We start from the raw sequence: 15209 nt of genomic DNA on the forward strand, positions 1-15209 counted from the left end.
AGGTCTAAATTTTTCTAACATTTTCTAAAAATGGCGGTTGGAACGAAGAATTTCTATGAATTTAGCGGCTTTCGCTTCGATGCGCACAAACTGCGCCTTAATTACGCAGAAAATGACGTCGAATTGCCGCCCAAATCTCTCGAAGCCCTCAAACTGCTCCTTGAAAGCGGCGGTGAGATCGTAACCCGCGAATACCTGATGAGTGCGTTGTGGGGCGAGGCTTTTGTGGAAGAGGCTAATTTGACGGTTGCCGTTTCCCGATTGCGCAAAGCTCTGGCTTCGTTCAACGGCGGCGAAACCTTTATCCAGACCGTTCCGCGACGCGGTTACCGCTTTGTCGGGGATGCTCAGGAGACGATTCAAATAAAGCCGCAGCCAACGGTGATCGAAAATGGCAACGGACATGCCGAAGAGAACAGAAATGGCTCCGTCTCCCTCGTTCAACCCGCAGAATCAGCACCTCAACCAGCTAATCGTAGTACGCGTATTTGGTTCGGCATATCTGCGGCTGTTTTGATCAGTTTGCTTGCAGGATTCACAGCATGGAACACTCAAGCCGATTCCGCACGGAGCGGAGTTGCCGAGGCCAACGAGGCTTTTGCTGCCGGCGAGATGTTGATCAAGAAACGCGACCCCTGCCCAAGCATTCCTTATTTTAGAGAGGCTGTCGCTCACGACGCTAAGTTTGGCCGTGCCTATGCAAACCTTGCGGCTGCGCAGGCAATGTGCGGATCGCTCGATGGCGTCGAAGAGAATATCGCCAAAGCCCTCTCTTTTGATCCGCGTTCGGCTGAGGCACACGCGACGGACGGTTTTTTGCGCACTTTTGTGCAATGGGATTGGGCCGGTGCAGAGCGATCGCTTCGACGAGCGGTTGAGCTAGATCCGGATTCGGCAATGGCACATCACTGGCTCGGCGTTAATCTTTCGATCCGCGGCCAACTCGGTGAGGCCCAAGGTGAAATGAGGCGGGCTATTGACCTCGATCCACAGTCTCCGCTATATCTTGCAGACCTTTGTCAGACTTATTATTTTAGCAGGGCATACGATCACGCATTGGATTACTGCGGGCGAGCCAAGGCTCTCGACCCTGAGTTCGGCTTTGCCAACTGGTATCTTCGCGACATTCACATGATGCTGGGCAATGAAAAAATTGCCGCAGATCATGAGATAGAACTGCAATATGGTCACATGTCCGATTCGGCAAAAACCATCGAGCGCGAAATTCTTGAACGAGACGGCCTTCAGGCATATCGTCGGCTTTTACTCGACAAATATCTGAAGGAATGGAACAGCAATCAGATCAAGCCAGAAAATCGGCGAAACCATTGCCACTATATCGGATCTCTATACACTGCCTTGGGCGATAAAGAAAATGCGCTTCACTGGCTCGATAATGCTGTTTCGATGACCGACGGCCCACCACCTTTCACTTTGCCATATCTGAGTGTCGATCCCTATTACGACATTCTGCACGACGATCCGCGTTTCCAAAAAATATTAAAGAAAATCAATTTGAGTACCGGCTCGTAAGTTAAGGTTTTTCGCAGCCGTCGGGCTTTTACGGTGAGAACGGCTGGAACGAAGGGAGTGAAGATAATGAATGGAAAACGTTAATGAAGAGAACGACAGAAACTGAATGGAGACATTTTAAAAAAAGCCAAAAAAACGCCTTTTTCCCGATGGCTTTTTGGGGGGTCTCCGATGGCTTTTGAGGGGGTCTCCGATGGCTTTTTGGCCTTCTGAGATGGCTTTTCCGCAAAAAACAAATTCACGATTCTAACAAGTGTAATAAATTCAACATCTTAGCGTTAGCAACATAACCCCACACTTTAGCAAACTTAAGAAAGTCCGCTTTCAAAAAACATCGATTTTGCTAACAAATCGCAAAAATGTGGCACGTGCCACATTTAAAAATCGTCAATTGTAGATTAATTTTTAAAAATCATTTTTGAAAATTTTGGGCGCTGATTTTTTCGGGATTTTTGATTGGAATGACCCAAGGAAGTGACACTACATCTTGTCGATCTCAGCTTTCAATCTTGCAGCGAGCGCGGCATCGGCGGGAAGCACCAAATTGTACTGTTCAACGGCCGCAGCCTTGTTCTTTTTACGGGTATAAACGATGCCGAGATTTACTCTTGCCCGAAGGAACTTAGGGCTCAGCGAAAGGCATTTCAGGTAGGCTTCGATAGACCTATCATACTGCTTGTCAGCAAATAACGCATTCCCAAGCAGATACCAGCCGTCCGACAGATTTGGATATTTTTCGGTGTAGGCGGTCAGTCCGTTTACAGCACGAGTATAACGGTTCGTCGCCTCGACCGATCTGCCGAGCCCGACATATGCATTGCCCAAATAATAATTAGTCTCACCGTCATCGGGCTGTAAATTTAGAGCACTGTTGCAAGCGGCAATGGCATCTCCGTAGTTCTTGAGCGTGTTCTCGGCACGGCAAAGATTTGTGTAGGCAAGATAGCGATTCGGAAGCAGCGTGATGCCTGCTTTGGCTGCCTGAACGGCATCTTCCGGCCTGTCTGCAAGGCTGTAAAATTCACTTAGCGACGTATAGATCGCTCCATCGTTCGGAAAGTTTCGAAGCCCTTGTTTTGATATGGAGATCGCATCGTTAAAACGGTTCTCGTTTCGATATACCTCGGCAAGATTGATATATGCCTGATAGATATCAGGTTTTGAATTTATCGCTTTTTGATAGGCGTCGATCGCACCAACCAAATTTCCCTGTTTTTGCCGTGCGTCACCCGCTAAATAATGAGCTTCCCCCGGAAATCTTGTTCCCTTTGAAAGAGCAAGATCGGCCTCAGTTCCCTGCGCCTTTGCATCACCCAATGCGAAATAAACCCGCGCCATATTGTAATGGACATCTGCATCATCAGGAGCCATTTTCGAAGCCTTTTGAAATGCCTCAAGTGCCGCAGGAAAAGCCTTGCGGTCCATGTTTATCTCGCCCATCATTTTCAGAAATGGAAGGTCGTTCGGAGCGATGGCCATGCCTTTTCGCAGGTCTTCCAAAGCGGCGTCATAATTCTTCACCTCGTAAAAAACATAGGAACGAATGCGATAAATTTCGATCGGCGGCTTAAAACCCTTGTTTAATGCCAATGTAAAATCATTGATCGCCTTATCATTTTCCTTAAGTTCGATGTGGGCGAAACCCTTTCGATAATGAAGATCCGGGTTGTTCGGAAGAAGACTAATAGCTTGAGCATAGAGTTCTGCAGCCTGACGAAAATCTTTTTGCTGACTGGCTTTTTGTGCCTGTTCCGCAAGCTTTCTCGCCTGATCGCGAACTTTTTTCGACTGAGCCGAAAGTTCCAACGGAGCAGCAATAACAAGAACCGCCAAAAAAATAACACATGCGTATAGAGGGCCTTTCCGTTTCATATTTACCATGAATCTTTATTGTAAGATCACCGTCCTGTCGTCACTGCGAGGCTTGGATTTTGGAGTCGATTTTGTAGCAGGAGGCTGCGCAGTTCGCCCAGGCACATTCTTAGTTCCCGGCTGTTGAGGCTTGACCGTACCTGGGACAGAGGTTGTTGAAGAATTCTGTGATGGAGTATCAGTTTCCGTGTTTACCTCAACAACTGCCGTATTTGAATTCGAGTTACTGTTCTGATCACTTTCGACAGCCATTTCCGGCGTCGGCGAGGGTGATGGAGCAACAACCGCAGGCGTCGGAGTCGGCTTAGGTTGAACGGCAGCTTTGTTCTTTGAATAATAATACCAACCAACTCCGCCCCCGATTACCCCAAGCAGAAGCAATCCGATCAAAGCTCCGATAATAAGTCCTGATTTAGACGATCCTTTTGGCGAAGCAGCTTTAGGAATATTGACCTGCACGGCAGGCGACGGCATTGGGTTTACTTCTGCGGCCGCTGCTTTGGGCTGCGAAGTGATCCGTGTTGCTATCTCGCTGTCAATATCCTTTGGCGGCAAAACTTCCGTCCGCAGATCCGATTGTTTAGGCTGCGAAGTTGTTGCAGGCACGCTGTCTTTAGAAGCCGCAATCAGCGGTGACGGTGGTGGTTCTGATGCCGGTTGAGCCCTCGTCGCCATTTCTGATGGATTGGTTTGCGGCGCTGCCGGAACCACAACAGCATCCACCGTCATTTCGAGCGTCTTTAAATCGTTAACATCCTCATCTTTGCCCTGTTTGAAAGCTCGCCGAAGAGCCTTTTGCATTTCCGACGCAGATGAATATCGTTGATCCTGACGCAACTCCGCGCCCTTAAGTATCACCTCCGAGATGGCAGGCGATATCGCGGGATTTACTTCATATAACGGAATGATCGGATCTTTTTGCCCGCCCAACAATGCATCGGCACGCGTCAATGCATCAGCCGGTATCGTATTGGTCAACAACTGGTAAAGTGTTGCAGAAAATGAATAAAGATCGCTTCTCGCATCGGTTCCGGTACCGCGAATCTGCTCCATTGCAGCAAAATGCGGAGAATATCCGGCAACACTAGCCGAGTTTAACGAGTTACCTGCTGAGTTGGTATCAAAATCCTTTGACAGGCCAAAATCAAGCAGCACGATGTGATTTTCATCTGTGAGTTTCAGATTTTGTGGTTTTATATCACGATGAACGATTGGCGGTTCGTGCGAATGCAGATAGGACAATGCATCGAGCATCTGATCTGCCCAAAACATTACCCAATTCAATGGAAACGGTTCAGCCGCAGTTTCCAGCCTCTTAGCAAGGTCATCGCCCGAAATGTGTTCCATAACTAGAAACTGATCGCCATTTTCAGCAAAATGATCGATCACTTTCGGCAGTACCGGATGCCGTAAACGTCCAAGTATCCTCGCCTCGCGTTCAAAAGCGCTGCCAAGGGTCTGGTTATCGTTAAAGAATGTTCGCTTCAAGGCGACCGCGCTTCCCAATCGCTGGTCAACCGCCAGATAAACTTCTCCCATACCGCCTTTTCCGATCATTTGTACGATCAGATAGCGGTTTTGGATCATTGAGTTTGGAGCAAGTGGTTTCATCAAAGTTTAATATTCGCAAAAAAAGACATCCAGATTATTTGATCCTCAAATTGTTCGACGGAAGCAATGACGGCATACCCACATGCTGAAAACACCTAACATTTCCCTTTACTCGATGCTTGCAAGGCGTTCCCTTAACTGTACTTGCACCGCAAAAGTATACTTCCTCGACCGGTTCAGCCTGCATTCTTTGAGGCCTCTGCGGTTCTTGCATTCGGGCATCCGTTCTCGACGCCTCAGCTTTGTTCGGAATTTCCGATACCGACGGCACCGTGAAATTAGTATTGCCGACGGCAGTTGTCGTCTTCTCTAATTTTGGGGCCTGTTCCGTAGCTGCCGGTTGATCAACAAGCTTTTTAGGCTGTCTGACTAATTGTGATTCAGACGCAACCGAACCACTCTTCAAATAACCGCCAAAACCAAAAACACCGATGAGTAACGCAACCCCAACGATGAATCCCGGTATTAGATCCTGGCCTTTGAACTCAGATTCGCAGACCTGACAAAACCGTCGGCTGGTAAAGATCCCCCAATCGGCACGATCTATTTTTTCTCCGCAATTTGCACAAAAACTTGGCCGAAAGAGCATCTCCTTCACCATCCAAAATTGTTGACCGGGATAACTAGACACGAAAAGCAGTCCTATACCCGCTTTCCATTGTTTGAAACGATTATAAACTAAAACCAATCCAAGTGGTAGCCATATCAAAGCACGAAAATCCACATTTGCTTTTTCAAAATAATACATTGTATGCCTTTACAACAAAACGACGGTAATTTCTGAACAATACAACCCTGCTTCTTTATTCCGCGTCAAAATTGCTAACATTCATTATGGTTTTTCGAAAGGCGCCTTTACTCTTCTTTATTTTCATTATCACAACTCTCTCAGCCGTGGCACAGGACGACGATCCAATACGCGTCGATTCGTCTATTGTCAGACTTAATGTCGGTGTCGTTGACCAAAAAGGACGGCCTATCACCAATCTGGATATAAATAACTTCGAGTTATTAGAGGATGGAGTAAAGCAGGAAATTACTCGGTTTGAGCCCAGCGCAGCTCCATTTAGTGTTGTGATAATTCTGGATATGAGCGGTTCAACGATCAGTTTTAGGCAAACGATCAGAATGTCCGCCTCTCGATTTATCGACGCACTATCACCAAATGATCGTGTGGCCGTGGTTGAATTCTACACATCAACAACGAAGGGTTCCGACCGAAAACCAAAGATCAATCTTCTAAATGACTTTACGACAAGCCGCTCGTCAATCCTCAATTCCATAAATGTCGCAAATGGTGATGGAAAATCGCCGGTGTACGAAGCTATCAATTTCGCTCTCGATAAGCTGTCGAAAGAAAAAACCAGACGAAAGGCCGTCATTGTTTTAACTGATGGGGTCGATACAGCAGCCAAAGACAGCGACCTCAAACTTCTCGGACTTGTTAAGGACGACCAGATTGCGACCGCGATCAACATTGAGACAAATGAAGTCCTGAATCAACTTCTAAGTCGTTCAGATGCTCAGGGAGTGACTATTTATCCGATGGCACTTCCTACCGGCGATCCGGCAAAGCTTCCGGACCCCACCCCACGTCTGTTCGCAATATACAAAGCAGCGAGAGATCGTATGCAGCTCATAGCCAATCGTACCGGCGGCACACTCAACGTCATAAACAGGCTTGAGGAAATGGGACGTCTCTACGCGCAAGTCGCAGCCGATCTGCGGACGCTCTACACAATCGAATACCAACCTACAAACACAAAACGCGACGGAAAATGGAGGGCTATCACGCTCACAATAAAAGATTCGAGCCTTATTTCCCGCACACGGCCCGGCTATTTTCCGAAATAAACGAACGGGCCTACACGATTATTGCTCACACTGTTATCTGGTCAAGGCTTGACTCTTTCGCGATTGGTTTGTAGTCTAACAATTCGCCTTGTGCACCCGTAGCTCAGCTGGATAGAGTACTTGACTACGAATCAAGGGGTCGCATGTTCGAATCATGCCGGGTGTACCATCTATTCAAAATAACAAAGCGGGCAAGAATAAACTGTATTCTCGCCCGCTTTATTTGTTTAGTAAAACGGCATTTGCAATGCCGTTTTTGCATTTAGTCTATTATCAACACTTGCCCATCAAATGCCGTCGACATTGGGTAACCGTCGTTGAATAGAAGACGTTCCCAAGTCAGCGGCGAGATCGAACCCGGTGCACCAACGGCGTTGAATCTGAGATTCAGAAGCAGTCCGTTGCCATTTATTGGCATCGCTCCATACAACGCAACTCTCAAAATGCCAGGTTCTCTTGCATTAGCAACAGCAGTGAGGCCGCGGCTAACTGTTCCTGCAACACCGACAGGATCCGCCTGAGGCTGTATTACTGAAGGATCATACCTTAAGACAAACTCATAGGAAACTATTCCCTTCTCTGCGGTTCCATCTACGCTTACTGGTACGATCACTTCTTTCCCAGTCGGTGTTGTCATGTGCGGCAGGTTTACGGCTGTCGCACGCTCAGGCCCAATTCTGCGGTTGATCGGCCTCGGCCCGCTGTTTGTCCAATTGCCGGAAACGTCCCCCATCAGCAATCCGGTGTAATCTTGACCGGCAAAGTTGCTTATGGTCGGATATGTTCGGCTCGTGGGCGTAACGCCCGGTGGGAATGGAATATTTGCAATAGTGTAAAACTTCCATGTTCCCGTTTGTCCGAAAGGCGGACTTGCAGTGGAATAGCGAGCGATCTGTGCTGCGTCAAATGATTGAATAAGACCGTTTCCACTAACATCAGCCACGACCAAAGCATTCCCGGACAAGAGATTAGTACCGGTGACGTGCGCAATAACGCGAGCGGCGTCGAAAGAGTTTATTGCCGTGTCGAAAGCGAATGGCTTGGACGGTGTAACCGTGTAAGGCCCAGGCCCAAATACGTTAAGCAAATATTCGCCCTCACCCGGTCCCGGAGCTCCGGTTGTCGTAATGACATTGGGCGAACCGACAGCCGTCATAGTTACATTCGAAACGTAACGAGGTGTCGGAGCACCTGCCGCGTTGCCATATGTAATGGTGCCGGTGATGCTGAACGGTGAGCAGGCACCAAGGCGGATCGAACTATTGTTCGAGCCATCATTTGCCGTGGCAAAGTCCTGGATACCGTCTCCATTAAAATCGCCGATAGCAACTGACAGAGGGGTAGCTCCGCCGAGAGTGACTTCAGCGGTTGGCGGCAAGGTAAATCCAGCACTGCCGTCTCCGAAACGAATTGAGACGGTAGATGCGGTAGAACTAGCCGATGCAAAGTCTTGCTTGCCGTCGTTGTTGAAATCACCGATAGCGATAGTCTGAGGAGCGGCTCCAACCGTAATCTCCGGCACCGCTGGTGAAGTAAATCCGCCGCTGCCGTTGCCTAACCGGATCGATACGTTGCTAGTGTCTAAGTTTGCCGTTGCAAAATCCTGAATACCATCGACATTAAAGTCGCCGATCACGATTGAGCGGGGCTTGTTACCGGCGCCAAGAGAAATTTCCGGCACTACAGGCAACGTGAAACCTCCAAGACCGTCTCCCAGTCGGACGGAGACATTTGCCGAAGTGGCATTTGCAGTAGCAAAGTCCTGCTTCCCGTCGCCGTTGAAATCTGCAATAACTACTGCACGAGGACTGCCATCGAGATCGACGGATGGTGAAGGGGGAGAGGTGAATCCACCAATTCCGTCACCTAAACGGATCGAGACGTTGGCGGACGCCGAATTAGCAGTTACAAAGTCGTTTATGCCGTCATTGTTAAAGTCCCCTATCGCCATATGATAAGGGCCCTTGTCTACAGAAACTTCCGGAGAAGCGGGCAAAGTAAATCCTCCGCTGCCATCTCCCAAACGTATTGAGACAAAGCCCAATGCAAAACCCGTCGTTGCAAAATCCTGCAAGCCGTCGCCGTTAAAATCTCCGACTGCTACCGACCTTGGGAAAGCTCCGACGGAAACTTCCGGCACGGCCGGCGAAGTAAATCCGCCTATGCCGTCGCCCAATCTGATCGAAACGTTCGACGAAGTAAAATTCGCGGTTGCAATGTCCTGAATGGCATCACCATTGAAATCTCCAATAGCTATCGAACGCGGTAAACTTCCAACTCCGATCTCGGGTACGGCAGGTGATGTTTGTCCCGGAATTCCGTAGCAAAAAGAACCGTTTGTGACGGTAAGCGCAAATGTTGTTTGCGTCGTACCGCCGGGGCCGAGTGCCGTAACAACAACCGTGTATGTCCCGGGAGAGATATTTGCGTGATGAGCATTGGTCACACGAATAACGCCCGTTAACGGGTCGGCAGTTAGTTCTCCGATAAAGTTGGTGCCCGTCGAAACGCTTATGCTGTCCGTCATTGTCGGAGGAGCATCAGGCGTTACAGTAATATTGTCGCTCAGAGGAACGCTCGTCGCCGGATATATGCCAAGCGTCGGAAGAGGCGTGCCAGTTGGGCTAGCCGATGGTGTGTTCGTGGCCGTGTTGGTAGAGGTGCTTGTCGGAGTATTTGTCGACGTATTTGTCGGAGTAGGCGTAAACGTTGCGGTTGAAGTTGACGTCGCCGATGCAGTTGCAGTCGGTGTCGGACCCTCGACGGTAAAATTTCCGTTCGAAGGAACCGCTTCCGGATCACCTTCGTTGAACGAAAATCCTGGATGAAAGATGGTGTTTGGATCGGTATAGTCTGCAAAGGACAACGCCGTGGTTTGTCCGGACCCACCGACAACATTAAACCTAAGATTTATCAAAGTTCCTGCTCCGCTTAGATTTGAAGCCTGAAAAGCAGTAATTATCAGATGCCCGGGAAAATTAGGATTGGGCGTCACTGTCATCGTGTTACTTAATGTTCCGGCAATGTCGTATGGCGGCGAGGCGGGCGTCAGTACCGTCGGATTGAAGTCCACGTTAAAGTCATAAGAAATTACACCCAGTCCAGTTAAGTCGCCTGTCGTTACGGGAATGACAATAAGCGAGCCCGGCGAAGCGCTGGCTGTGGGCATCGAGACCGGAACCTGCACTAGTCCCCGCAAAGGTTTGTTTTTGGGATCAGTTGCGGAATCAGAAGCTTGCCCATTCAAAAGAACAGGGACATTCTGTAAACCCAAGAACTCGCTGACCTGATAAACGAAACCCGATTGCAAATTGTCAGTCGATCTTGCCGACGTGGTTAGTTTCGAGCCAAAAAATATAGCAAAAATGGCCAGAAAAATGACAAACGAATAGTGTATTTTTCCAATTTTCATCTTCTATCTCCGGTAAGTGTGTAAACCTAAGTTTACTTAAACGATCACAGGGTTAACGTCAACCGAAAGGCTCGGCACGTACTTCACCAACTTGAACTACGTGGATTAACCAAAAAAGCTTGATTTGGAGTAGCATACGCCTGAAGATTGATTTATTCAAGCAACCGGTAAAGGAAAGACATTAAATTCGTGTTAAGAATCCCGTTCTTCCAGCATCCATCTATCGGCCTTACTCAAATAAATACTAGAAGCGTTATTCAATCGTAGGAGACGGGATATCGAAAACTATTTAATACCCAAATTGCGCATTCGGCGATAGAGGTGGCTGCGGTCGACGCCCATTTCTTCGGCGGCTTTGGCGACGTTGCCTTCGAACTCGGCGAGCTTGTGTTGGATGAATTCACGTTGGTAAGCGTCGGTCGCGTCCTTGAAAGTCGGAAAGCGAAAGCTTGACGCAGGAATTCCATCGGCGGCTTCCATTTTGGGTAGATCATCGGCGGTGATCGTTTGTTTGGCGTTCATAATCACGATGCGTTCGATGGTGTTTTTTAGCTCACGAACGTTGCCGAACCAGTCGTTATTTTGCAAAGCATCTATCGCGTCTTCGGTAAACTCTTTCGCTGGTTTGCCATAATCACTGGAGAAACGCTGATTGAAATGGTCTGTTAGCGCGGCTATGTCTTCGCGGCGTTCGCGAAGCGGCGGCACTTGAAACGGAATGACGTTAAGCCTGTAAAAAAGATCGGACCGGAAATGACCATTCTCGATCAGGCTGTCGAGCGGCTTGTTCGTCGCCGACACGACTCGAACATCGACCGAAACAGGGGTGTTGCTGCCAACCGGCTCGAATCGCTGTTCTTCTAAAACACGCAGCATTTTTGCCTGAACTCGCGGGGACATATCTGCGATCTCGTCGAGAAAGAGCGTAGCTCCATCCGCAACTTCAAACTTCCCTTTCTTTGATTTTGTGGCTCCGGAAAACGCGCCTTTCGCGTGGCCGAAAAGCTCGGACTCAACAAGCTCTTCGGGAATCGCAGCGGAATTGATCTCAACGAACGGAGCGTTCTTGCGTTTTGACTGAGCGTGGATCGCTCGGGCGACGAGTTCCTTGCCTGTGCCACTTTCGCCCGAGATAAGCACGCGGCCGTCGGTCGGAGCGACGATGGCGATCTGCTTGCGAAGCGCACGCATTGCGACCGATTCGCCGACCATCACATACTGCTCGGCAAGCTCTGATTGCAATTGCGCGTTCGCGATCTCAAGCTGGCGTTGGCGAACCGCATTTTTAACCGTGAGGATAGTGCGTTCGAGGCTTAAAGGCTTTTCAATGAAATCAAAGGCACCAAGTTTGGTCGAGCGAACAGCGGTCTCGATGTTGCCATGGCCCGAGATCATCACGACTGCCGCATCCGTTGATTCTTCTTTTAGTTTCGCGAGCGTTTCAAGACCGTCGATGCCGTCACCAAGCCAGATGTCGAGCAGAATACATACAAAATCGCCGCCTCGAGCGGCGTCAAGGCATTCCTCGCCGGTCGCAACTGTTGAAACGTAAAACCCTTCGTCCTCAAGCACACCTCGTAGCGTGTCGCGGATTCCGGGTTCGTCGTCAACTATGAGAATCGAGTTCATATGAGTCTTCGCTGCTTAAAAACGTAGGCTAAAGTTGATAAGAAGCGCACCAAACTTAATATCATAAAAAAGCAGCCGACGATAGTGATTGAATTTAGGGAAAAGGTTGCGTCATAAAGACCAAAACAAATTCCTTGGTCGTTACAGTGATGTACCGGAATCGAAGGAATACTACGCAAGATGTATCCGCAAATTGCTATTGCTAAAAGTAGCCAGCTTAAGGCAATCCAAATATACGCATCTGTCTTAAAAACTACCAGCATTACAATACGAAACAGTGCGAGGATTCCCACCAAGCCTGCCAGAACAATCAAAACCTGTTGTCGATATACTACTGAGTTTTCGATTTCCCCTTCATATAAAAGAATGGCTCCGAAAATTCTGCTGATATCATCCGCAACGGCTGGGATTAACAGTGAAGCCCCCAAAATTCCAAAAATGCGCGTCTGCCGCATCGTAGTTTTGTAGCGATCAATCGACCTCATTTTTATCCGTTTGAGTTGGTAACTCGATGATAAACTTCGCACCCTTCGGCTGATTGGCTACAGCCTTGATGCGTCCATGATGTTCCGAAATTATCCGATTCACGATAGCTAAGCCAAGTCCGGTGCCACGCCCTTTTGTCGAGAAATATGGCTGAAACAGCTTTTGCAGATCAGCCGGTGCGATGCCTTTTCCATTATCGGAAACTTCGGCTACTATCAGATCGCGTGCTGTGTCGTGCCGCGTCGTTATCCAAATTGTTCGCTCAGGTGTCGCGCTTTCAAAGGCCTCGACGGCGTTTCCGATAAGGTTAACAAAAACGCTCTTCATTTGCTCGGCGTCGATATAGACTTGCGGCAGATCGGAGACAAGCGCGGTTTCGATCTCGACATTTTCCATTGACGAGTCAAAAACCATTATCGCCTGATCGATCACAGCGTTAAGATCGCCGTTTTCAAGTTTCGTATCGGGCAGACGAGCAAAACGCGAAAACTCGTCAACCATCGTCTTGAGCGAAGTGACCTCGCGAAGGATCGTCTCCGTGCTCTCGTGGACGACATCTCCGATCGGACCTTTATCGTTGATGCGTTTGCCGAGGCCGTTGTCAGTGTGGCCGGACTTTGTAAAACGTTTTGCAATGCGCTCGGCAGACAACTGTATCGGCGTCAGCGGATTTTTTATCTCATGTGCCATGCGACGAGCAACTTCCTGCCATGCCGAAGCTCGCTGAGCCGAGATCAATTCCGAAAGGTCCTCGATCACAAGAACAACGCCATCGTCCGAAGGCAGCTTTGTCGCCGTGATCGCTACCGTAAGTTCATTTTCCGGCGTAGAGTCATAGTTCAAACTTTCGCCCTTGAGCGTCGTCTGATCCGAAGCATGACCAACGCGGCGTGCCCTGCCGACCAACCTTTTGAAAATATCGCGACTATCTTCGCTGACGAGATCGTCGAGTTCGACGCCCGCAAAATCAGCTCCATCGAGCCGCAAAATATTCGCTGCCGCACGATTTATCGTACTAACGCGGTCGACGGCATCAAACGACACAACACCGGTCGGCAGAGTTTCGAGCAGTGTCTCAATGTATTTGCGACGTTCGCCCAATTCCACTGAGTTCGATTCGAGCTTGGCCGACATATCGTTGAAAGTCGTAACAAGCAGAGCGAGTTCGTCCTCGGCAAAAACATCGACGCGATGGCCAAAGTTTCCTGCGGCTATCTCACTCGCTCCTTCGGCAAGGGCTTTGATCGGCGTGGTCAATCCGCGTGCAACATAAAACGCGATCCACGACGAAGCAAACATCAGCAAAAAGGTCAGCACTCCTAAGGTCAACAAGGCGATACGGCGAATGGTCTGCTGCTCGCGTCCAAGGCGTTCGAGTTCCGCAAGCGAGTTATTGACCGACTGCTGTTCGAGATTTCGGGCTTGTTGAATAACGCTTTGCGGTATCTGCGAGAACCAGCGGTCAAGCGCCCGGTTTAGAAAAAGATAAGAGAACGACGCCATCGCAAGTATCGGCAGCAAGCTGACCGCAGCAAAATAAATAAACAGCCGCGTCTTGATCTGTGCGCCGAGTTCAAACGTGCGCCGCTCACGAACAAGCTTGATAATGCTTCGCAAAAATATGAAGCCAAAGATGACGAACGCAATAAAATTCAGCGACGACAACGCATACAGCAGTATCAGATCGCTGGACGAATCAATAGTGAATTCCTTCCACAGATTCGTCGATTGCAGGATGATGAGCGTCGCCAGAGACACGACCATCAGTGTGCCGACGACCCACGGCGTCTTGCGTCGCTTTACCTTTGGAATCTCTCTTTCCACGAGTGCAAGTTTAACACGCCAGTCATCAGTGCGGTAGAATCTGTGGTGCCGAAGCCCGTGCTGATCGAAGTCACATGAATACGATACTGTTCGACAATTCACACAAACTCCGCAGCGGCTGGCGGGCGGCGATCTTTTTGTTTGTATTCGCGTTTGCCGCAACTTTGTTCGGACTGATCGCCAGTTCTGCGTTAAATGCGAACGAGCACGACACGTCGCAACCCTCGAATATTTCTTTCACCGTCAACGCAATCGTAACGCTCCTTTCCGCACTTCTTGCCGGTTGGCTGTGCGGTAGATTGCTTGAGCAACTTCCCTTCAGTGCATTGGGTGCGGCGTTTACCAAAGGCTGGTTGAAGCATCTGCTGCTCGGTATATTGATCGGCGCCGTTACACTTGGTTTCGCTGTCCTGATTGCGTTTGGCGCAGGTGGTGAGCGGTTTACATTCAATCCTGCAAGCGGAGTTTTTTACTCGCTTGTAATTTCGTTTATTGTTTTCGCCGCAGGCGCTGCTTGGGAAGAGGCTCTCTTCCGCGGTTACGTTCTCCAAACCTTCGCACGGTCGGATCTCGCTTGGCTGGCTATTCTGTTGACGTCGATCATTTTTGGCCTCGGTCACTTTCGGAACCCAAACGCCACCGTCATCTCGACCGCGAACACCATCCTCGCCGGCATCTGGTTCAGCGTAGCTTACCTAAAAACGCGTGATCTGTGGTTAGTTTGGGGAATGCATCTGATGTGGAACTGGATGCAAGGCTCAGTTTTTGGCATCGAAGTGAGCGGCCTGACAGATCTCACGACCAACCCGTTGCTAAAAGAGATAGACACCGGCCCAACCTGGCTCACCGGCACAACCTACGGCCTCGAAGGCGGCATCGCGTGCACAGGTGCGATCCTGCTTTCGATGGCCGTTATCCATATTCTGCCAATTTCTACCACAGAGAACACAGAGATCACTGAGTTAAGAAGCCAATAGTTATTTCTCTG

General features: G+C 49.2%; 10 protein-coding genes and 1 tRNA gene. 4 read left to right on the forward strand and 7 right to left on the reverse strand.

Translation table 11 applies throughout. The features are described 5' to 3' along the window. Positions 1-30: 30 nt before the first annotated feature. The gene (locus IPL32_16655) at positions 31-1533 is read left to right on the forward strand and encodes a winged helix-turn-helix domain-containing protein (protein ID MBK8467449.1); all 1503 of its coding nucleotides are present in this window, start codon (positions 31-33) and stop codon (positions 1531-1533) included. A 480-nt stretch (positions 1534-2013) separates the two neighbouring features. Here the strand turns inward: IPL32_16655 and IPL32_16660 are convergent, their stop codons facing one another. From IPL32_16660 to IPL32_16670, 3 genes are read right to left on the reverse strand one after another with little or no spacing between them, the layout of a single operon-like run. Beyond that, entirely contained in the window at positions 2014-3405 is a 1392-nt protein-coding gene (locus IPL32_16660) for a tetratricopeptide repeat protein (protein MBK8467450.1), read from the reverse strand. Between the two features lie 15 nt (positions 3406-3420). Continuing rightward, positions 3421-5016, reverse strand: coding sequence for a protein kinase (locus IPL32_16665; GenBank protein ID MBK8467451.1), 1596 nt, complete (start codon positions 5014-5016; stop codon positions 3421-3423). Positions 5017-5050: 34 nt separating this feature from the next. Further along, positions 5051-5605, reverse strand: coding sequence for a hypothetical protein (locus IPL32_16670; GenBank protein MBK8467452.1), 555 nt, complete (start codon positions 5603-5605; stop codon positions 5051-5053). Positions 5606-5850: 245 nt separating this feature from the next. On the opposite strand from IPL32_16670, the gene IPL32_16675 reads away from it, so the two are divergent. Further along, positions 5851-6870, forward strand: coding sequence for a VWA domain-containing protein (locus tag IPL32_16675; protein MBK8467453.1), 1020 nt, complete (start codon positions 5851-5853; stop codon positions 6868-6870). A 92-nt stretch (positions 6871-6962) separates the two neighbouring features. Continuing rightward, a tRNA-Arg gene (locus tag IPL32_16680) sits at positions 6963-7039 on the forward strand. 93 nt (positions 7040-7132) lie between these two features. Here IPL32_16680 and IPL32_16685 read toward each other — a convergent pair. From IPL32_16685 to IPL32_16700, 4 genes are all read right to left on the reverse strand, one after another. Beyond that, the gene (locus tag IPL32_16685; GenBank protein ID MBK8467454.1) at positions 7133-10282 is read right to left on the reverse strand and encodes a VCBS repeat-containing protein; all 3150 of its coding nucleotides are present in this window, start codon (positions 10280-10282) and stop codon (positions 7133-7135) included. Positions 10283-10567: 285 nt separating this feature from the next. After that, a complete protein-coding gene (locus IPL32_16690; GenBank protein MBK8467455.1) occupies positions 10568-11911 on the reverse strand; it encodes a sigma-54-dependent Fis family transcriptional regulator in 1344 nt (447 codons plus the stop codon). Beyond that, positions 11908-12366 (reverse strand): hypothetical protein, encoded by a 459-nt coding sequence (locus IPL32_16695; protein MBK8467456.1) that lies wholly within the window; start codon positions 12364-12366, stop codon positions 11908-11910. Before IPL32_16695 ends, IPL32_16690 begins: the two co-directional genes overlap by 4 nt. 16 nt (positions 12367-12382) lie before the next feature. Continuing rightward, complete coding sequence (locus IPL32_16700) at positions 12383-14323, reverse strand: HAMP domain-containing protein (GenBank protein MBK8467457.1); 1941 nt, start codon at positions 14321-14323, stop codon at positions 12383-12385. Here IPL32_16700 and IPL32_16705 point away from each other — a divergent pair. Beyond that, positions 14296-15198 (forward strand): CPBP family intramembrane metalloprotease, encoded by a 903-nt coding sequence (locus tag IPL32_16705; protein ID MBK8467458.1) that lies wholly within the window; start codon positions 14296-14298, stop codon positions 15196-15198. The genes IPL32_16700 and IPL32_16705 overlap by 28 nt on opposite strands. The last annotated feature ends 11 nt before the right edge of the window (positions 15199-15209 follow it).

This window comes from Chloracidobacterium sp. (assembly GCA_016711345.1).
In the GTDB taxonomy this organism is placed as follows: domain Bacteria; phylum Acidobacteriota; class Blastocatellia; order Pyrinomonadales; family Pyrinomonadaceae; genus OLB17.

Coding starts and splice junctions, on each gene's coding strand:
- IPL32_16660 (MBK8467450.1), bottom strand. CDS start 3,405: ATGAAACGGAAAGGCCCTCTATACGCATGTGTTATTTTTTTGGCGGTT.
- IPL32_16675 (MBK8467453.1), top strand. CDS start 5,851: ATGGTTTTTCGAAAGGCGCCTTTACTCTTCTTTATTTTCATTATCACA.
- IPL32_16670 (MBK8467452.1), bottom strand. CDS start 5,605: ATGCTCTTTCGGCCAAGTTTTTGTGCAAATTGCGGAGAAAAAATAGAT.
- IPL32_16655 (MBK8467449.1), top strand. CDS start 31: ATGGCGGTTGGAACGAAGAATTTCTATGAATTTAGCGGCTTTCGCTTC.
- IPL32_16705 (MBK8467458.1), top strand. CDS start 14,296: ATGAATACGATACTGTTCGACAATTCACACAAACTCCGCAGCGGCTGG.
- IPL32_16685 (MBK8467454.1), bottom strand. CDS start 10,282: ATGAAAATTGGAAAAATACACTATTCGTTTGTCATTTTTCTGGCCATT.
- IPL32_16665 (MBK8467451.1), bottom strand. CDS start 5,016: ATGAAACCACTTGCTCCAAACTCAATGATCCAAAACCGCTATCTGATC.
- IPL32_16690 (MBK8467455.1), bottom strand. CDS start 11,911: ATGAACTCGATTCTCATAGTTGACGACGAACCCGGAATCCGCGACACG.
- IPL32_16695 (MBK8467456.1), bottom strand. CDS start 12,366: ATGCGGCAGACGCGCATTTTTGGAATTTTGGGGGCTTCACTGTTAATC.